Below are 20,586 nucleotides of genomic sequence, written 5' to 3'. Positions count from 1 at the left end.
AAGGATTTTTGCAGCAGGCTTTGCCCATCTGCCAGGCGGATGAAAGGTTTGGGGTGAAGATCCCGGGAAACGGGCCATAGACGGGAGCCTGAGCCACCGCAAAGAATGGTAGGTATCAGCATCCAGTGCATGATAGATGTGCAGTATTGAGAATCACTGTAAATAACGCCACATAGCGACGCATATTAGAACCCGCTGACTTTGTTGACGTCCATTCAAAACGGCCCCATCTAGACCAGTAATTATCATCGAAACGATACCCACTTGTATTGATCTTATCCGCTTGAATATAAAAGTAGGGAACAGATGGAATTACCGTGAACATGTCGGCTACCTTACATACTCGGCAAAAGTAAATGTATTCGTCATTTTTTTAATTTTAACATATAGCCCATGATTTGTGTGTTTCCTCCCCCTTAAGCAAGATCGAAGCACTACTTGAAAAGGTCTCTTCGCTCGTATCTGACTGCCAAACGCTCCAGTTCCTGATGTTCCCAGGGGGCGGCCACTCGGTAGCGTTCACGCAGCCATACATGAAGATGTTCTGGAGATTCCGACCACATAGCGATGATGAGTTCGGTTACAACTTGGCGAACCCTGATTTCATTGGGTCCTTCTTGCATCGCATGATTGATTGATGCAATTGAGTCTCCATGTGTGCCCAATGCGTATTGACTCAAGGCTAAATTGGCCCAAGCCGCTCCGTTGTGTGGGCGTAAGCGTAAAGAATCCTGTTGGAACCGTAGTGCATCCGCGAAAAAAGCCTGGCGTAATACATCGTTCTGCCATGCTCTTTGCCCGCGCAAGGTATAGAGCATTCCCAAGTAGTCAAATACTAGAGGATTGTCTGGAGTAATCCGTGCCGCTCCTGCGAGATCATCACGAGCCTGCAGCCACTGTTCAACAGACCATCTTGCCTTGCCTGCGATCCAGGTATCAATCCGATAGCGTGCTTGCATCCCCGCAAAATCCCCCCGCATAACCCGTTGCGCCTGCCACATCCCCCAGACGAGTATCAGTAAGATCAGTACCGTTGTGCCAATATCGAAGACCCTACGCATGGAGTATCTACGAAGGGACAGCAAGTTTTTCCCTTTCCCTACCACACAACCGGGCAGGACCAAAGTAGGTTAATTCTTCCGCGTACCCTTTCCCAAAACGCTGTTCCAGTATGTGCCGTGCCTCAGTCATACGTGGAGGGCGTCCTACCAGATTATGTGCATCGCTGGCTACTGCATTTACCCAGTCCTTCTTAAGCATGAAATCAGCCGCTACGCTGACCCGTGGTCCAAACTGGCCTACGAGAGAAGCGGCCGTAATCTGCAAATAACATCCTTCATCCACAAATGCTTCAACGCGTTCTGGCTTGTCCATTATAGCTTTGTTGCGTTCGGGATGAACCAGTACCGGACGAATGCCGATTCCGGCCAAATGACGTACCAAGTTAATCGAACCAAGAGGAATCTGGGCGTCTGGCAACTCCAATAGCATGGTTCGCCAACCATCGACCTCACCCAAGAAAGGGATTTCTCCTCTCTGCACCATATCTATAACTTCGTGAGACAGGCGTACCTCTCCAGCAAAAGACAGTTCCAGATCAATATTTTCTGCAACCAAAACCTGACGAAATTTCATACATAGCTGTGCAATACCGGCCCGATGATTGTCGAACCTCCCGGGAAATACATGCGGGGTAGCCACCACATGGGTAATTCCATCCGCCACACACGCACGTGCCAAGGCCAAAGCTTCCACTTTGGTGGTAGGGCCATCATCAATGCCCGGCAAAACGTGACAATGGATATCGATCATTGCTCAAAACCCATGTGTTTGACATTAACGCATAACTTTTCCGATCGCCTATGCTACGCTCTTTTCCGTCTCTTTCTGCGCATAACCGTAGCCATAGTCATAGCCATATTTGTAGCCTTTCTGACCATAGCCGGAATACTCGCCATAGTAGCGCTGAGCTTTGGCAAAATCGAGGTGATTTAGAACAACGCCTAAGACCTTGCCGCCTGCACGCTGCAAGCGTACCAATCCCTTACGAACCAGTGGATAAGGCGTTTCCATCGCGCGCACAACAAAGAGTGTGCTGGTAGCGAGCGGAGCAATAACCAAAGCATCACTTACCAGTTCAACAGGAGGCGTATCTAGGAATATGATTTCGTATTGATTTCCCAGTTGTTCCAAGGTATCGCGGAAGCGCTGGGAAAGTAATAGCTCTAAAGGATTGGGAGGGATGTCCCCTACTGGCATGACGGTCAATGAAGATCCTTTGACATGATGTATGCATTCTTCCAGTGCCGCTGTACCAGCTACCAGATTGGATAGCCCCTTGACCCCGGGCGGTAACTCCAGGCGATGTGCAATCTGTGGGCGACGCATGTCTGCATCAATCAGCAGCGTCTTCTTCGCCTGCGCATGAGCCAGCGCTAGGTTTGAAGTAATCGTGGTCTTACCCTCGTTCGGTATGCTTGAGGTCACGACAATAACACGACTTTTTGCATCCAGATCAGATAGCAAAATCCCCGTACGCGCGGTCCGCACCGCTTCAGCCAGATGGGATTCAGGTTTGTGCAGGAACATGGTCATAGCATTCTTGCCGACTTCCGAACCCAATTCTGGCAGGGCCGAGAGTACTGGGACATGAAAACGGCGTTCCGCATCTTCGATGCCCTTGACCGTATTATCAAGCTTATCCAGCAGCAACGAGATCAACACACCCGCAAAAAGCCCCAGTACCAATGCGATGCCAATCACCTGGCTCTTGTTAGGCTTTGCCGGCAGGCGTGGTATGACTGCCGCATCTACAATGCGTGCCACCGCGCTTTGCAAGTCGGTACTTTCATGCGTTTCCTTGGCACGACTGATAAACATGTCGTAGAGCTGCTTGTTCGATGCGACTTCACGCTCCAGAACCCCAAGCTGGAATTCCTGACGGTTGACGTTCTGCACCGTACCCCGGGCCGAATTCAATGCACCGTCCAATGCCTTTTCTGTCGCCACCGCCGATTCATAATCCCGGCTCAAACTCTCTGCGACCACCTGCATTTGGCGAGTGAGATTGTCTCGAGTCGCCTTCAGTTCTGAGAGGGCTTGAACCATCTTCGGGTGTTCAGTGCCATAGCGCTGCTGCAACTCTGCAACCTTTTGGGATGCGACGCCCTCCGCACGTTTCGCCTCCAGTACTGCAGGATGATGGATTACTGCTGGAACGGTAGAATAGTCGCCGTCCTTAACCGTCTTCATCTGACGGTAGGCGCTCTCAGCCTCAGCGCGATGGGCCTTGGCTTCAACCAGTTTCTGGGTGACATCGCCAATTTGTTGCCCGATCATGGTCTGCACCGACCCGGAAAGATTCACGATTCCTTGCTTGTCCCGATAAGTCTGCAAAGCCTGCTCAGAGGCTGCCAACTTCTCACGCAGCCCTTGGGTCCGATCTTGCAGCCAAGTGTTAGCTTGTTGCGTCATCTTGAACTTGGCTTCGCGATCCGCCATGATATACGCATCTGCCACCGCATTGGCAATCTTGGGAGCGAGCTGTTTATCTTCGGATTCAAAGCTCACCTTCACCAATTGGCTCAGGCGTATAGGCTCCACGAACAGCTGCTTGGAAAACCGCCCCACCACCACATCAACCAGCTTGTCTTCGGTCCAAACAGTTTCTTCGGCCTCAATCCCCAATGCCACCTTGATCTGACCGAGCAGACTCTTATCTGGCTTACGTGGGTCGAATTCCGGATTCGACCATAAGCGCATCCCTCGTACCACGCGGCTCGCCACATCGCGCGATTTCATGAGTTCAACTTGGGTCTGGTAGTACTCCTTCTCTTGCGAAAAACCAGTATACACATCCTCAATCGACAGAACCTTGTTCTTGTTCTGCTCAATCAATACGGTGGTCGTCGCTCGATACACCGGAGTAAGCGAATAGACGACAGCCCCGGCCAACAGCGCCACAGCCAACCCAAGCGCCAAAATGGCCCATTTTCGCTTGGTGATACTGCGCCAATATTCAAGCAATTCAAGCTTACTCTCTTCGGATAGTCCTCCTGTTACAGACACGAATGGCTGTTCTGCTTCGGGCGCAATCTGTGCATTCTGATTCATAGTGAGACAAACCTCGTTGTATTCATCAATCCGTTGCCGTCGGCATCAATAGAAAGCACCGCGCCTTAGAAGAAGCTCTCTTCCACGGTAACAATGTCACCTGGATAGATTGGCGTATTCAGTTCCACCTTGTACTGACGTTGTTGAGGATCATCTCCTCGAATCACAAACAGTTTGTTCAAAGAGGCGCGTTCCTTAAAGCCACCAGCCAGTGAGGCCGCTTTGCGAATCGTGAGTCCGGGTTGAAAGGGGTACCCCCCAGGTTTATCGACCATGCCGTTAATGAAAAAGGGGCGGTATTCATCTACCGATACCGATATCTTGGGATTGATGAGTATTCGCCCGCTCAAGCCTTCCACCACCATCTTCTCAACTTCGCCAAGCGTTTTTCCCCGTACAACCAATTCGCCTAGATTGGGCATGAAAATCGACCCCCCATCGGTCAGGCGTACTTTCTCAATACTCAGATCGTCCTCACCAAAGACCCGAATCGATACAACATCACCCGCACCGAGTCGGTAACTGGAAAGGAATTGAGCGGGAGGAAGCAAAACACTGGCTGGAAGAACGTTTTCCGGCTCTCGTACCTGAGCCACCGCTATCAAACTCCATAGAACAAATGCTGAAACGCTCAACGTACGAACAAATGAGAGCATCGGTACCCCTAAATTGTTGTGATAGGTGTCGCACTCATGAAGTGAGAGCATCCATTTATATAGTAAAGTAAAAAATAATCATTATTAGAATGACGCCTGTATTTTCACGATCGTTTGGCGACGTATATAATCTAAAGTATCGTCATTCGAATTGCGGTGGGAAAACGTAAATTCGGCCCCCAATCCCAACCAACGGCGCATGTCATACATAATGCTTGCAGAATAAACATCATCCACGTCCTTGCGCCCACTTATGGTGTAACGCGTACGCTGACGTCCAGCTGATAGCTTGCTGTGTACATAATCCATCCAATCATGATTCCAAGCTAAACTGAGATTTTTTGTGATAGGCACCCCGGAAGAGCTCCCGCTCGGATCGCTTGCCGCACGACCTGAAATAAGATCGAAAGAGCTATAGGTGAGTGGCTTCCAGCGCAGAGCCGCTTCCCAAGACAGGCCCTTATAATCAGGGTTTACTTCGTCATGAACATAATTCTTGGCTTGCAAACCGACCTTGGCCGACCCTGCCAGTACCGCCGTCGCATCCCAACTGGCCCCGAGCAAATAGCGCATATCAGTATTCTGCAGCAGGCGGGTATCGTGCTTATAATCAAAGGTTGTGCGCCGAACTTCTGTCAGCAGGCGGGTCTTTGGTGCGATCTTATAGTAAAAACGCGCCCCTAAATTCATGTTGTCAACATCAGCAGATTCAGTGTTGATACGGTCATTCAGATAGCGTTTCGATCCAATGCCTGCATCAAGCTCCACACGTCCGGTAGCCTCCTCGGCTCCGTAGCGAAACGTTGTGTTGGCGGCATAAGTACGATAGTGATCCGCCACCGTACCGTTATTTGTACGATCTGTCGAACCAATAGGGTCATAATGATCCCCTGCAGAAAGCTGCCAAGCAAGTCCGGCACGCCCAGTAAAAACGTTTTGCGCACCAAGTATCAAATCGTTTTGTCCTAAGCTGTTTGGATCATAGCTGGGATAGCGAACATAATCCCCTAGATATGACAAAACATAACGGTCAGCACGATAGGCTGCCTGTGCAGATATGGTCGGCCGTATCCGGAATAGCAACGACCCTACTTCATTCCCGCGGGAAGACTGTTTTACGTTGCTATCGTAGCCTGCGTCAAACTCTGCGTCCGCAAACAAATCAACCCCGTCAGCAATCCTCAAAGGATGTGGCGTTCGGGTCTTGGCTATAGGTATTCCGGATGATTCAAATGCGTTACCAGAAAGCACATTCGACGAGTTGGGTACCGCAGAATAGGCTGAGGGTACTGAGGCCGTTTCGGCCTCGGCCGCCATGGCCCCCCCCGCACCCAGGGAAAACAATGTGGCTACTGCGATATGAATGCGATTGTTGGATTGCATGCTGCCCTCTCATTCTCTAAGCCGTAAACCTTTGAGGTACTGATCCACCTTGTTGCGGTATCAACCAATATCATTGATGACCTCCTTGGTAGCGGCTGTGTGCGGAACCAACACCCAAACCACGGCCAACAAAACACAAAATACCAAGGCGTTCGCCGGGATCTGCAGATTGAAATCCACCCAACTATGAATCAGTAGTGCACAGATGGCCATCGCAACACCGAAAGCAACACCGCGATTGATTCTCGGCTCATGTTCTTTCCATAATATTAAGATCCGTGCGATTGTCATTAATACCATTGTGGCTAATAATCCCAAGCCAACGAGCCCCGTTTCTGCAGCCAACTGTACATAATCGTTGTGAGCATGATCCCAGAACGAGTTCTTGTCGGCACTCTTGAACCTGGGAAATACGGTATAAAAACTACCTGCCCCAAATCCACTGAGTGGCCGCTCTATCACCATGCCAAAGGCCTGACGGGGTGTTTGGGAACGCTGCTCAACAGTTTCCTCTCCCCGAGCGTGCTCATTATCCAAAGCGGTATTCTGCAAACGTTCCACAACATGATCGATCCCGACCCACTGCCCGATAACGACAACGTCGATCACAATCAGACTCAATATCAACCAGAAAGCAGCTATTCGCAAACGTGGGTTACGCAACATAGCGATCCCACCAATCACTAGCATTGAAGTAAAAAACGCCACACTCCCCATGCGTGATCTCGTCAAAACCAACGCAATCACCATAATTACCAGCATTAGACGTACCAACATCTTGCCCGACATCATAAACTTCAGTACATTGACCATATGCTCACGCCGATTTAGAGTTTTGTTCTCGCCACTGCCCATGTGGGCAAGCATCAGCCCCACCCCAGCAGGGATACATAACTCCATATATCCGGCCAAATGATCGAAATTAGCGAACGTCCCTGTTGCGCGCGTGCCCTGTGTAAATGGCATGAACAGAAAGATATATGTCGCCCGTGAAGCGAAGAGACCAATTGCAATGAGTGCCTGACTGACTCCAGAGGCAAGAATGACAGCCATAAGCCAGCGTACGTGTGCCGAACTCTTTACCAATAGCAGCACTAAAGAAAATGCTGCAACATAAGTAAGCGTGGCAAGCAAATATTGCAGCGTATTGAATGCGTCCGCTGTTTCCAAACCCGGTATAACACCGCTCCACTGCAAAGCCAGCCACAACGCGAACAAACACAGACACGCCAGTGGCCAAGTTCCAACACCTAAACAGGTGAAGATTGACTCCGCGCGCCACAATCGGGCGATGCACAGTGCGGCAAACAGGAATATCATGCTCACTGCTAACAAGCCTAGGGCCCAAGTTCGATTACTTGCCAAAGGCAACGGTGCCCAAAAGAGAAGAACCAGAAAGTTGAAGAATACCCACCGATCCGCACCATACCGAAAGCATATTCTCCACGCACCATCACTGGCCATGCAGGCTCCCGAATTTAAACCCGATTACAACAAAATGGCAGCCTAAGCCGCCATCCGCAGCCCCCAGCACACCTTTGTTGGTTAGCTACGGCTTGCGCCACCACCGCCACCGCCAAAAGAAGGGGCCGTGATGGCAGGAGCGGTTGTCCCCCCCGTCGTTACGCCAGCGGCCGATGGACCCGGTGCCGGGCCTGCTGCAGTCGGTGGCAGCAAATTGATCGGGTCAGCACCTGCCGCAACCAGTGCATTGAATACCTGTTGAGAGGGTTCTCCAGCGGACAGCAGGGCATTTTGTGCTTGTACAGCAGGAATTTTGGCGTTCAGCAACGCCGCTGCAATCAAACTAACATCGACACCACCAGCCTTCAGGGCAACAACAATCTGCTGCGCCGTCATGCCAGATTTCAGGCTTGCTGCCACCTGCTGATCGACTGACTGTTGGGTTGGGGTATCTGCCGCAGCAGCAATATTGACGGCTACTGTAGAAGCCATTATGGCTAGGGCAAGCAATGAAAGTTTCTTGACGATTAACATAATGCCTCCTTAAAGGCCACACATTTATAACCAGTCTAGCACCTGATTACTCATCATAAAATACAGACTTTCGTACAAATCTACGCATACTCCATCTCAATAGAATTATTAAATTCGTTTCAATAGTTCGAAGAAATACCTCCATGAATCAATCGGCGACGCTATTCGCCTCAAATGTAAAATGCTTTTTGACCACATATGAAGTACTCGTATGAGACTATTGTCGAAGGCCCATCCTCCACTATTCAGTGGCCGTTAAATGCCTTATAGAAAAATCAACGAGACTCTATATCTCGATTTGCGCAATGATTAACAACTCAAAATAACCAGATTCACTCGTACAATCCAACACACCAGAAAATCTCAAGACATGCACCAAACTCATTCCATCAAATCCACCTATCTACCTACAGCAGAAAAAGACTAAAGAACAATGCAACGTGCTCACTGCAAATATTCGACCGCCACAAATGCATGAAATAGTTTTTATTAGGTATATGTATTGAAGACTCACCGCAGGAAGAGACAATGATGTCCAAATTGTATTGCTACCACCTTAGCACCACTCATCTGGGCGATCAGCCTTCCAATCAGACATGGCCGCCTCAAGGGAATACATGTACACATATCCCTCGCGTTTGAGTACTGCAGGCTCAATGTTGTTGGAACGGACAAGCTTACGAATTCGTATCGGACTGACTGGCTGCTCCACACCGAACACACGAGACAGGCCCTCAATGAGGTAGGACGCAGCCAGCAAAAAAGTATAAGGAACACTTGGAACAAACCTTGTGACACCTGCTACGTTACAAGTCGTCACAACATAATCCTGCACAGTCGGAGTTTGTGGCAAGCAAAAATTGAACAAGAAAGCGCCCCCGCTTTCCGGCAAACGATCAAGCGCCCAAAGCATTGAGTTAACAAGTTCTTTGACATACCCACCCGCCTTACGAGTGTGACGATTTCCCAGAAAAAAAAAGTAACGCTTCAACGTTGCCTGTATCAATCGAGTAACATTACCCCGTTCTCCAGGGCCAAACACTACACCTGGACGAACAATTACGAGACAACGCTCTTGCTTCGATCTCTGCCATGCTATATGTATTTTTTCGGCAGCAAGCTTCGAGCCACCATATCCAGACACTGGTGTAGGAATCGACTCCTCCGTTTTTGGCTCTTCCGTTGGACCATAGGGCGCAATACTACTCGTAAAAATCAATTTATTACACCCGACTCTATCAGCCCACGCACATACATTGTCCGCTCCAGGCAAGTTTGTTTCGTAATACTCGTGCAACGCATGCCCTGGCTCACGATGTATCGCAGCAAAATTAGCTATCAAATCAGTCGATTCTGGAAGAATCCACCGATCAATACTAGATCGAACATCCAATTCAACATATTCTACAAGTCGCAGATCGAACTCAAAATCATGGCGCATTGGTGCAATATCTGCCAATACAACACGTTCTGCCAAGTGATGTGTCGTCAAAAACAAAGCAAGATGGCTTCCGATAAAACCGGTCCCGCCGAAAATCACGCAAGTTCTAAATTTTTCAGCCATATACTCAGCTCCGCAAGATCTCGCGAACAACATGTTCAATATTGAATTTATCGATTACATATTGCTGCAGACGGCCCTTCCGTACGGCCCGAGTCTCCGCGGCCAGCGCCTGTTTGAATTTGCCAAATGTATCAACCAACTCTTGCGGGTTCCAAGTGTGCACGACAGCCCCTGCATTAGCATTCTGGACCAGCAAACCAACTTCGCTCCCCTCATCGCAAATCACAAATACCGGGACACCCGCTGCCATCAGATTCGGAAGTTTCGATGGCAAGGAACCATCCCCTGTTCCCAACTCCTGAGGAATGAGCTGAATGTCGGAGCGCAAATACAACTCATCTAAATCTTCGCCAGAAACCAAATCGTGAAAGTCTACTGTGCCATCCGAACCGTGCAAAGACTTCAACCTCTCGAAATGAGGTCCGCCGGAAAATATATGGCATTGGACATCTTTGTCGGACTTCATCAAAGCCACCATGAAAGTGTATAGCCCATCCGGTTTTTGCTTATTACCCAATGCACCGGAATATACTATATGTGTTTTTTCCGGCGGGAATAGATGACGCAAATTCCCTCCACCAACCGAGCAAAATTCTGGCAACACCACAAAGGGATAGCACACTACGCATTTTTTAGGCGACAGCCCATACTCTGAAAGAGCCCTATTTTGCATCGACATAGATAGGAAAATCAAACGATCGCATGACTGAAAACAACGCTTCTCTACCGCATGAATCGCAGCCCCTACCCACTTAGCGAGCAAGCCTTTCTCCTGCCCAGCATATACCCCCTGCAGATCGTGAACCACCCCTACTTTACGAACACGGTGGGAAATAAATGCACTCAATACACAAAAAAACAGACTGGGTGGGAAGATAGGAACTACCACCTCTGACTTGATACGACGAGAGAGACAGGTCGTCACAACATGCCAAGCAAACCATGTCTCCAACACAGCACGACGCAAAAAGGTTGAAGCCGGGTAGCGCACAAACTCCCCGCCCCGGAAGATCGATACCCCTGCCATTTTGTCCCGGCTAGGCATTACCTTCCATGCCGGAAACAAAGGATGTGAAGACACCACACTCACTCTGACACCACGGAGCACGAGCGCTTCAGCCAAGCACGTATTGTATTTCCCGGTAGAAATCAATTCCGGGAAAAAGAATGGCGACAGCAACAGTACTTCAGATTCCGATCCCATTCTCACCCTTCCATGACACGCGGGCGAACCGGCTGACACGGACTGCCCACACAAACCATACTTTCAGGCATGTCTTTGAACACAGAGCTTCTTGCCCCAATAACGGCACCCTTTCCAATCCTCACTCCGGGGGCTACAAACACATCTGCGGCCACCCATGCCTGCTCCTCAATCACGATCTTTTTTGCACGGATGCAAAAATCCTCTCTTGCATAATCATGATCGGCTGCACACAAATAACTACGTTGCGACACCACCACATGAGCCCCAATCTCGATTTCGCCCAGACTATATAACTCAGCATCATCACCTATCCAAACATGGTCTCCGATAGACACCTTCCATGGATAGGTAATGCGCACCGTCGGCCTGATAACAGTTCCCCGGCCTACCCGAGCACCAAACAGACGTAGCAACCAAGCTCGAAATCGATAGGCAAATTGAGGTGAACAACGAAAAAACGTAGCCTGCACAATCCACCACAATTGCACCAAGACAGCCCCCCTGCCGCGAAAGCCCACAGGCAATTCGAATTGAGCCAGATCTTGCATGCGTGTCACAACAATTCCTTGATTGTTGAGACAAGACTCGCAGTCATCTGCTGAACGGTATATCGATCAGCAAAAGTTTTACGCGCTTGCGCCCGCATAGCACGCCTCTTCTCCTCGCTGAAACCGATCCATGTCCGCAAATTGCCGATTGTATCCTCAACGTTATCCTCTCCAGCCAAACCCGCGCCGTCTTGTACAATTTCCGACCAGATATTGACCTTATTTGAAATGATGACCGGCACGCCACACCCCAAAGATTCCGCAACAGCTATACCAAAATTTTCCTGATGGGAAGGCAAAACAAAAATATCACTGGCATAAAACGCCCCCCACTTCAAATCCCCTAACAGCATTCCCGGCCAAACGACACGGTTCTCCACTCCCAAGCAGACAGCCAATTTTTTCAAGCGAGCCACCCATCCTGTCTGATCCGGTCCCGCCATCACCAAAACAATATTCGGATCCAACGATGCGACCCGCGCAAATGCCTCGATTAGAATATCGCACCCTTTCTTTTCCTGAATCCGACTCAAAAACAGGAACAAACGTCTACCAATCAACTCGGGATACTGAGCATAGAACATGTCACGTAACTCCTGCGCATTCTGAGGAGGCGTAGCCGCACCGTATTTCACAACCCGCTCATTGGCCTTGTATAACCAGAAAGACTGAGACGCAAGGCGCCGTTCCTCTTCGCAGGTGAATAACACTGCTCTCGCATCGCGCAACAAGGGATAAACGCCCCAAGGCCAATACATCCACTTCTTCACATGCTTGAGCGGATAAGTATGCTTAAACCAAGGATCCAACATGCCGTGTGTGTAGACAAAATAAGGCACCTTTGAATTTCTAAGTGCCAACCAAGCGGCAAGCCCATGGTATTGCCAAATTCCATTCACAACAATCGCATCAAATCTACATGCATTTTCCTTGATCCAACCGACCATCTTATTATTAAAAGAATAGATACCAAGACCGTTCCCTAGCGTATTGGCCTTGAGCGGCAACTTATTCAGAAACGTCTCATCCATCCCATCGGAACACACTACTTCCACATGTACACCAGATATAGCATGAATATGCGCCATCTGCATCACGCCTTCAACCGGACCACCAGCCTTCGGATTCATCGATGAAATTATGTGAAGAATTCTCATGCCGATCAGGCTCCTATATATCGATTGCCATAAACGAGCCTGACAACCCAATCGGGCGCAATGTTGATCAGATGGATAAACATGTAATACACCACAGCGTTTACAACACCCTTGTGTTTCCGACGGAAATAAAAATTTATGGTTGGAGGATTCCCCAAAGGCGAATAGAGACGACGAAATCTTGCTCTCAAGTCACTTCCCCACAATCTAATTCGGCAGAAGTCGTTTTTCTCACCCCGAGCGACAAACGATTTGCTCGTAACTACTGATAGACCTTGGGCACGCGCTCGATAACCATAATCCACATCTCCCAGATCATGGTGATAGACAGGATCCAAATTCCCGACAATGTCAAAAACCTGCGCCGGAACCAAAACCACGTTCCCATTCATGTGGTAAACTTCCTGCATCTCACCATTGGGCTGCAACAAACGCCCTGCAGAATCCGTTCCACCATAGATCGCCTGTCCATCACCAGCATCCACAAGACCAACCAACACGGCCCTGTCTTGACAGACCGACACACACTCAAAGAGCTCCCCCAAACAATGCTCATACACAACAACATCATCATTGACCCATAAGTAATACCGATAGCCCCGCTTGGCCGCAACTGACCAAGCCAAATACATACCACGATTCCAGAACAAAGCACCATTCCCTTGGATGACCTGCACCTGCGGAAACAACTCGGCCACAGCGTTACCGGTTCCATCTGTAGAACTATCATCAACAAGAAACACATCCAGATCTCTACGTAGAATAAACAAACGCTGAAGACAGGCCAGCGTTTTCTCTCTCCTATTAAAACAAGTCAGCAAAACTGCAACCTCACTCATGGAACCTCCGATACGCATGTTTCAAAAACCTGGAACATCCTGGGTTGATTCAAACACCCGCCGTTTCCCGGTTTTCAACAACTGAGCAGGAACACCTCCAATCACAGACCCTGTGGGGAGCCCTGTGTAGTCACGGTTGCACAGACTGTTCGCAGCGACAACACACTCACTCGGCGTTCGCGTCCCTTTCATCACTGAAACACGATTCCCTATCCAGTTCAAATCCCCAATCGAAATTTCTCCATCGCGTAAATTCAGCTTCCCCGATTCAATATCCATTAAAAAATGAAAATTTGTATCGAAAATCTGGCACTCCCAGCTCACATCGATTTCATTACCAAAGGTAATGCGATTCACGCAAAATACCTTCGTCAGCGCACCAATCCGCACATTATCGCCACATTCAAAGAAACCATTATTTTCCACCCTGAGCAACGCACCATGCCCGACCTCCAGTTGACCACGAATAATCCACGTCCCCTTCAGATCGATAATCGTCTGGCTTCGTGGAAACATTTCAGATCCACGCCCGCCGATCTTGATCATCCCTCTTCTAACACAGCCCCCTTCAAACACAATACACCCAGATAAAGACTGAAACCTTATGTCATGATAAAAATCAAATGGAAAACGTATAGCCTGGCGCCAAGGGAGCATTCTTAAATTAAAATACAGAATAGCGACCCAATTGTGATAGAAAATATGCCCCAATATTCTATTCACCATGCACAAAACCTACCAATAGCAAGCGTTCTCAACTTTATTTGCCTGCGTAGGCTTTTCAAACTGTGCCGGATAGACCCATGTATCATTAAAAATCGGTGAATAATCAATGCCGATTGACTGACCTGGCCGATAATTCCAAACTTTGGCATACTGCTCCTCCCAACGTTTTCCTTTGATGCCGAATAAAAGCTGCGTTCCCCCTCCTAAATGAACTGCCTGCTTACCCATTCTCTTCACATGGGCAGCAAGAGGCAAGCCATAAGCACCGCACCCCAAAATGCAGACATCAAAATCTATATTCGATATTCTATTTTCCATATAGCTCAATGCTTCAAACCAATCCTTATAAGGAACCGTTGTTCCTGCCACGGACTGAACCGCCCGAAGTGTGATGAGTTCAAAGTCGGGCAACACATCTGAGTTATCAAACAACTCCCGGCGTCTTTTGTACTGTTCCCGAATCGTATGATCAAATGGATGAACAACTAGAACTCGCTTACCTTTCAGAACTGCCGTCCATGGATTCTCTACAAAAAAAGGGTACAAAGTTTCGAGCTGTACTTTCTGTACGCCTACAGACAGAGGCATGAACTTCTCGTAATATTGAAATGACCCAAGCAGATCAATCAAAGGAATATCTTCCAAGTAACGTCTAGAAAATCGCTCACTCGTTTCCACGCTCGGTGGAAATATGCCAGAAAACAAACTCATCACTTCAAAATGATCTTCATTCCACCAGGGCGTATGCGTCTGGTCAGAAATATAATCAAAAACTTTTCTAAAATATGTGCGGTCACTTTTTACACACAAATAGTTATTGATGCAGTTAAGTTCGGTGGTTCCGAACCTAGAAATCATGCAGGGTCTTGACATAGAAAGTAGGGCATACATCTTTTCGTTGGCAGACGCTCTATCCATGTCGCACTCAGGAGGGAAAAATTTCTTTCTCACCAAAAATCTATAGCTATGCTTAGCTGCTCTAACAGCATAATCCCTAAGCTTCATAACCCCTCCACAGAGGATACTGTCTAAGTTTCACATTTCCAATTATTACGCCCAAAACTAATTAACTGTTTATCCGTTAACTTTCTAAATTCTGGGCACAACGCCAAGCCAATAGCAACAAAGTGAACAATCCATAAGAAGTTTAGTAACAATGGGCTCTCCAAGAACGATAAAGCCCATCTCATGGCGATAAAGACACCCAAGGATTTGCACAATAAATTGTTGGAAGAATAAATCGCTAAATACGAAGATAAATAGCATATTGCGAAATATATAAAAACATAAGCAATACCTCCATACACCAAAAGTGTTAAAAACCCAGACTCACTCCCCCCTAAACGTCCATCATCATATCCTTCATTACTTTCTGCCAACACAGTGTCCGGACTCGCTACCGCGCTCCCACCAAACATCCACGCATTCTCTTTATTTAAGTAGTTGTATGCATCAAGATAAATACCTGTTCTTGAATCAACAACTAACGGCCTTCCCAGTGCATCTTCGGCCACAACTACGCTTCCTGCACTCTCCTGTATATATACAAAAGGATTAAAATTAAACAACAATGCGGCCGCGACAAGAACCAGAGGGCCGAACAAAAATATCCTTCTTAACAAAGAAAATATTTCTCTCCCTTTGCTATTTGAAAATAATATTTTTTTGTACACGATCATCTGAACCAGCAATATCAAGACAGACAAAATCACGCTAAGCATATTTGCTCTATTCGCTAGATCATAAGCAAACGAACTAATTAGTGCCGCCAAAATAACAATCCTATATTTTGATGACGAATACCAAAAAAACAATGATACTAAATAAATATATGCAGCATAATATACATAAAACAAACCATCGTTTTTGTCGTTAGTTTGAACGAACCAAAAAATAAAAGACAAAGGAAATACATTCTTTATAAACACTTCAAATATATAAAAAAAGGATTTTGTGGAAGCTGACAGCATTGAAAAGACAGGAAACAGCAAGGTCGGAACAAACACAACAGAAAGATATCTCCACTCTTCATAGCTTTTTGCTACAAAAATACTATGAACAACGACCACGCAACCATAGTAAAAATACACCCACAATAACTTTTTAAAATCAAGACACTTAGCTAGCAACCCAGTAGCCCCACCCGATAACAGCACGCATATAACGACAAACAAAAAGAATTGAATAGCAACTCTAGTGGTATGCCCAGGGAAAAATACCCATTGAATCCCTGCGATCGCCAACAGGAAAAACACACATTTTTCTAATGAAAATTTATTCATTCTATATACCAAATTCTGTTGTTTTTAACCCCAATATAAAATCATGATACCTCTTTCCATATGCATCCCATGAAAGCAAATTGGAAGAGGCATTAACATAACAACGAACACCTGTTTGTGTGTTCGCCAAATCTAACGCACATTTTATGCAAATATCTAGTTCGGCCTTATTGTATTCACGCATTTCAATTATCCACCTGCTATCAAAAAGCATAGATCTTAGATCTCTACCTCCTGTGTGCTCAGAACACACCAAAGGCAGCCCGCAAATAATTGCTTGAAGCTGAACCATCGCCAATCCATCCTGCCTTGATGGCAAAACGAAAATCTTTGCCTTGGCGTAATAACCAACAAGAAGTGTCTGATCCACTCTATCCACATGCGTGAAGTTATTGTCCGAAGGAAAATCAACATCAACTAAAGATCCAACATGCATAAGGCGATATTTCTTTTCTTTACATACTTCCACCAAAATATCAGACCCTTTCTGATAACTCCATGAACCTACTGTTATGATGTCGTAAGTATCTTTTTGGTCTAATTTAGTAGGGTGAAACATCGAAATATTTACCCCATATGGATTTCTAAAAATTTTTTTAACGGGGATTTTTCTTTCAACAAAACTGCGTTCAACATGCTCAGACGGTATTGCTATGTAGTCTGCGGACTCATAGGTGCGCACAGTTCTATCCGTAAAATATTTAGGCTGCTTTTTTACTTCAGGTATTTCATTTAGAATTCTTTGCTGCTCTTCTATATGCTTACTTCCCCATTCCAAAATTACAACAGAACCATACTTTTTTTTAGCTTTATTTATAGACAAATCATAAACAGTACCGAGTGCAATACAAACATCACATGGTCTCATTAATATAGATACGCACCAATCCAGTAGGCAGTGCAAAATTCGTATAGACCAATACGATCCTTTACTTATCTTGAATAGTGCTAAAAATGGAATCATTGGAATAAAAAGTGAAACACTACATTTTTTTTTCAAACCATACCTAACAGCTCTATTTCTAGGAACAAATGAATAGAACCTTACATCATGACCAAGTTTTTCCAACTCAATAGCCAAATCGAGCAAATGAAAACGATGGGAGGCTGCTATATTTATTTTCATATACTATCCCTGACTACTTGTTCTTGACTGTGTATATGCCGTATAGTCATTTCCCAACAAAGACTCGACACATAACCCAATATGAACAACAGTTCGCTTGCGTAAGACATAGGCAGGATTCCCTGTAACAATATCCATTGACTTAATATTGGACACAATCACAGAACCTGCGGCGCAAATTGCACCCCGTCCGATTCGTCGGCACGAGGGCAAAACAAATACTCTTGTTGCTAACCAACAATAATCTTCTATTTCAATTCCATATGTCTTGTATTCCCAATATGGAGAATCAACATTATGACTAGCCGTCATAATTTCTACATCATTACCTATAATGACCTTGCTTCCGATCTCTACCGGTGAGCGGAGATCAATTTTCGACGACTGAATGGATGTATGGCTGCCGACTCGCAGGTTTTTATTGGCTTTCTTCGCCAGTGCGTAGGGCATGGTCACGCATTCGCCAATGATTGCGCCGTTACGTCTTGCCACCCAGACAATGAAGTTATTTTTTAGATAATTCAGATAGCGGGGAAGGAGCCCCTTGTAATATCTTAGGACTGTTCTTGATCGAATGCTATCGTTGTAGGGAATCGCATTTTTCATGGTATCTCTATCGTGACATCCAAAGAGGTTTTGTCCAGAAGCTTCTATCTGAAACCAGTTCGGATAGGTATTTTGGCCACGTTTCGTTCAACATGTTTAGGGCGTGCCCAACGGTTATATAGAGCATGGGAAGTTCGCAAAGGATCATGACTAGGCCGACGCCATTGAGCCCTACCAGGGGCATAATCAAATAGCTGAGTAGCAATGAGCTGGCCGTCGCTGTAATAAAGGCTAGAGTAATCTTTTGATGTTGATTGGTAGCCATCAGTAGGACCCAGCTGGTTTGCCACAACACATTGGTAAATGCGGCAAGTAACATGAGCATGAGCAATATGCTGTTCTGCTCGAAGGAGTGATGTGTCCATACACTGACGATCCATTTCCCAAAAAACGAGAGCAGTGTTACGGCAAGTAAGCCCATCCAGAATGTGATGGCGGAAATCTTGCCGTGCAATTGGGAAACGATATCCATTCTTTTTTCGCCGTAAGCGGCAGATATTTCTGGCCAAGCGGACTGATTCAGCAATGTCACCATCTGCACGAGAAATCTCGTGAGGGTGCGGTAGGTGGAGTAGATGACGACTGCTGCTGAACCGAGGACAATTCCTATGACCAGAATCATCCCTTGCAGGGCAAGAGCCAACCCCAAGGGAAAGGCAATGAAGGCAAGTGCGGGTTTAAAAAGACGGCGAATTTCAGAAATCCTGGCATGGGCAAAGCCAAGTTTGAGCCATGGGCTTAGTTTGATGGAAAGAGTGAGAATCACGATGGTTGTGGCTGCCTTGCATGCCAACATGGATAGGGCGAGCGTTTGTACATCGCCCTTACACCATAGAACCAATACGGATACAGACCATTCGATCAACCTCGCTGCATTGCCCAGCAAGGTGCCGTACGCATAGTGACCAACCGCACGATAAGCGGTGTTAAAAATATTGGCTTGCAGTCCAATCAGGACGTAACTGACGAGTATTAATATGACATATTTGGATTTTGACTCGCCTATGCTTTTGATAGAGAGCAATGAGGATACGTTAGCGATTTCCGTGCCGGCAATAAAAAGCAAGGCGATCAAGATGGAAACCATGCTGATAAGTACCCAAATGCTTTGATAGGAACACAAAGCGCCTGCTCTGTCCCCCTTGGCGACTTTCATGGTCATATCGTTGGCTGCAACGGATGCGAACCCTATATCGCTTAAAGACAGGTACATAGGGATCGAACTCAGAACCAGCCATTCTCCATAGGTTGAGACACCCCAGAAATATAGAAACAAGGGGACACTGACTAACTGAATCAGTATGGTGACCAATTGCCCGAAAGCATTAGCACCAAAGTTCTGGATGAGTTTTGATTTCATCGTCATAATCAGGTTGCTATTTATAAGGCTCTAGTCCGTACATACGTAGGGGCTGGAGTACCCCATCGCAATCATGATGTTTTTGACTTCGCACAATTTTTCAGGGGTCATCGCTTTTTCTACCTCATTATGATTGTCAAACTCCTGATTAATTGTTTCCAAAGTTCTGGCTTTTTGTATATAGCCTTGGGGGTCAACATACCCTTGGGTCGCTTTTCGCAACGAGTCCTCTTTAGATCGATAGACATAGTGATTAATCCAAACAACTGCATTTTTTGATGGACGAACGAATGTTCCCCAAAAAACCTGCCCGGTCGCCGAGACCGAATACCTAAGATGCTTATAGAAGAAGTTGTGTGAATTCCACAACCCAGTGACTTTGGCAGGGTCAACCACCACTTTTACGTGGGCATTGTATTTTTCATCTGTCATTAAAAAATTTTCTATAACAAGCCCACTGGGTAATTTTTCGTGTCCGCTACTACCGTACATTCTCCAATTTATTCCAATAGAGCTTGCTCTTGTTGATTTCAAAAGCGAAAGCAATTCGCCTTGTTTTTTTTCAACAATGAACTCATCAGCATCAACAAAGGCCACCCATTTCGATTCACATGCTTTTGTGGAAAAGAAGTCGATATAGCAGCTTGGATATGCAGGAACTCGCGGCCAGTCAACAATAGACACAAAGGCCTCGTCTATAAAAGGCTTTAGAATCTGACTGATTTCGTCAGTACTATTATTGTCATATATATATACATGCTCGAATCCCAGCGATTTGTAATAGGCCAAAAACTCCGGCATAAATCTGGCTTCATTCTTTATTCTAACGCATGCACTTAGATAGTACTTTCTCGGCACATTCCGGTTTGGCAATATGGAAATAAGTCGGTTTGTGAATTTGAAGTGCAGATACCTCAGGAAATACCCGATATGCCCGCGCAGGGTGACCAAGAAATAGTGTCTATAAACTAAGTTATGCAGGAAGGTCATGTGCATCCCTCATGAAATAGATCCTGAGAAA

Annotated in this window: 20 protein-coding genes; all 20 read right to left on the bottom strand. The window is 46.6% G+C overall.

The window, feature by feature from the left end; translation table 11 throughout:
* Positions 1-122, bottom strand: a 122-nt coding sequence (locus B145_RS28770) for a sugar phosphate nucleotidyltransferase (RefSeq protein ID WP_157288483.1), incomplete at its 3' end; no start/stop codon positions are given.
* Between the two features lie 312 nt (positions 123-434).
* Complete coding sequence (locus tag B145_RS0117460; protein ID WP_018609053.1) at positions 435-1,061, bottom strand: tetratricopeptide repeat protein; 627 nt, start codon at positions 1,059-1,061, stop codon at positions 435-437.
* A 7-nt stretch (positions 1,062-1,068) separates the two neighbouring features.
* A complete protein-coding gene (locus tag B145_RS26110) occupies positions 1,069-1,812 on the bottom strand; it encodes a tyrosine-protein phosphatase (RefSeq protein ID WP_018609052.1) in 744 nt (247 codons plus the stop codon).
* 48 nt (positions 1,813-1,860) lie between these two features.
* On the bottom strand, positions 1,861-4,113 hold the full coding sequence (locus B145_RS0117450) for a GumC family protein (protein ID WP_018609051.1): 2,253 nt from the start codon (positions 4,111-4,113) through the stop codon (positions 1,861-1,863).
* Positions 4,114-4,178: 65 nt separating this feature from the next.
* Positions 4,179-4,709, bottom strand: a complete 531-nt coding sequence (locus B145_RS0117445) for a polysaccharide biosynthesis/export family protein (protein ID WP_211209863.1) — start codon at positions 4,707-4,709, stop codon at positions 4,179-4,181.
* Between the two features lie 144 nt (positions 4,710-4,853).
* Entirely contained in the window at positions 4,854-6,152 is a 1,299-nt protein-coding gene (locus B145_RS0117440) for an outer membrane beta-barrel protein (protein WP_018609049.1), read from the bottom strand.
* A gap of 60 nt (positions 6,153-6,212) precedes the next feature.
* Positions 6,213-7,472 (bottom strand): O-antigen ligase family protein, encoded by a 1,260-nt coding sequence (locus tag B145_RS0117435; protein WP_026259256.1) that lies wholly within the window; start codon positions 7,470-7,472, stop codon positions 6,213-6,215.
* 225 nt (positions 7,473-7,697) lie between these two features.
* Positions 7,698-8,150 carry a hypothetical protein gene (locus B145_RS0117425; protein ID WP_018609047.1) on the bottom strand — a complete coding sequence of 151 codons (453 nt, stop codon included), beginning with the start codon at positions 8,148-8,150 and terminating at the stop codon, positions 7,698-7,700.
* A gap of 556 nt (positions 8,151-8,706) precedes the next feature.
* A complete protein-coding gene (locus tag B145_RS28220) occupies positions 8,707-9,714 on the bottom strand; it encodes an NAD-dependent epimerase/dehydratase family protein (RefSeq protein ID WP_026259254.1) in 1,008 nt (335 codons plus the stop codon).
* Positions 9,715-9,718: 4 nt separating this feature from the next.
* Entirely contained in the window at positions 9,719-10,918 is a 1,200-nt protein-coding gene (locus tag B145_RS0117415) for a glycosyltransferase family 4 protein (RefSeq protein ID WP_018609045.1), read from the bottom strand.
* 2 nt (positions 10,919-10,920) lie between these two features.
* Positions 10,921-11,469: a putative colanic acid biosynthesis acetyltransferase gene (locus B145_RS0117410; protein ID WP_018609044.1), complete on the bottom strand. Its 549-nt coding sequence runs from the start codon at positions 11,467-11,469 to the stop codon at positions 10,921-10,923.
* 5 nt (positions 11,470-11,474) lie between these two features.
* Positions 11,475-12,626, bottom strand: coding sequence for a glycosyltransferase (locus B145_RS0117405; protein ID WP_018609043.1), 1,152 nt, complete (start codon positions 12,624-12,626; stop codon positions 11,475-11,477).
* Positions 12,627-12,631: 5 nt separating this feature from the next.
* Positions 12,632-13,465, bottom strand: a complete 834-nt coding sequence (locus tag B145_RS26105) for a glycosyltransferase family 2 protein (RefSeq protein WP_018609042.1) — start codon at positions 13,463-13,465, stop codon at positions 12,632-12,634.
* Between the two features lie 21 nt (positions 13,466-13,486).
* Positions 13,487-14,191, bottom strand: a complete 705-nt coding sequence (locus B145_RS0117395; RefSeq protein WP_018609041.1) for an LbetaH domain-containing protein — start codon at positions 14,189-14,191, stop codon at positions 13,487-13,489.
* A gap of 9 nt (positions 14,192-14,200) precedes the next feature.
* Positions 14,201-15,196: a hypothetical protein gene (locus B145_RS0117390; protein ID WP_018609040.1), complete on the bottom strand. Its 996-nt coding sequence runs from the start codon at positions 15,194-15,196 to the stop codon at positions 14,201-14,203.
* A gap of 23 nt (positions 15,197-15,219) precedes the next feature.
* On the bottom strand, positions 15,220-16,473 hold the full coding sequence (locus tag B145_RS0117385; protein ID WP_018609039.1) for a hypothetical protein: 1,254 nt from the start codon (positions 16,471-16,473) through the stop codon (positions 15,220-15,222).
* 1 nt (position 16,474) lies between these two features.
* Positions 16,475-17,599 (bottom strand): glycosyltransferase family 4 protein, encoded by a 1,125-nt coding sequence (locus tag B145_RS0117380; protein ID WP_026259251.1) that lies wholly within the window; start codon positions 17,597-17,599, stop codon positions 16,475-16,477.
* 3 nt (positions 17,600-17,602) lie between these two features.
* Positions 17,603-18,205 carry an acyltransferase gene (locus B145_RS28215; RefSeq protein ID WP_086010502.1) on the bottom strand — a complete coding sequence of 201 codons (603 nt, stop codon included), beginning with the start codon at positions 18,203-18,205 and terminating at the stop codon, positions 17,603-17,605.
* Positions 18,206-18,212: 7 nt separating this feature from the next.
* A complete protein-coding gene (locus B145_RS0117375; RefSeq protein WP_018609037.1) occupies positions 18,213-19,571 on the bottom strand; it encodes a lipopolysaccharide biosynthesis protein in 1,359 nt (452 codons plus the stop codon).
* Positions 19,572-19,595: 24 nt separating this feature from the next.
* Positions 19,596-20,555 carry a glycosyltransferase family 92 protein gene (locus B145_RS0117370; RefSeq protein WP_018609036.1) on the bottom strand — a complete coding sequence of 320 codons (960 nt, stop codon included), beginning with the start codon at positions 20,553-20,555 and terminating at the stop codon, positions 19,596-19,598.
* Between the last annotated feature and the right edge of the window lie 31 nt (positions 20,556-20,586).

It is taken from the genome of Uliginosibacterium gangwonense DSM 18521 (assembly GCF_000373965.1).
GTDB classification, from domain to species: Bacteria; Pseudomonadota; Gammaproteobacteria; order Burkholderiales; family Rhodocyclaceae; genus Uliginosibacterium; species Uliginosibacterium gangwonense.
The sequence above is the reverse complement of the archived record's forward strand: the minus strand, read 5'-3'. Positions and strand labels throughout refer to the sequence as shown.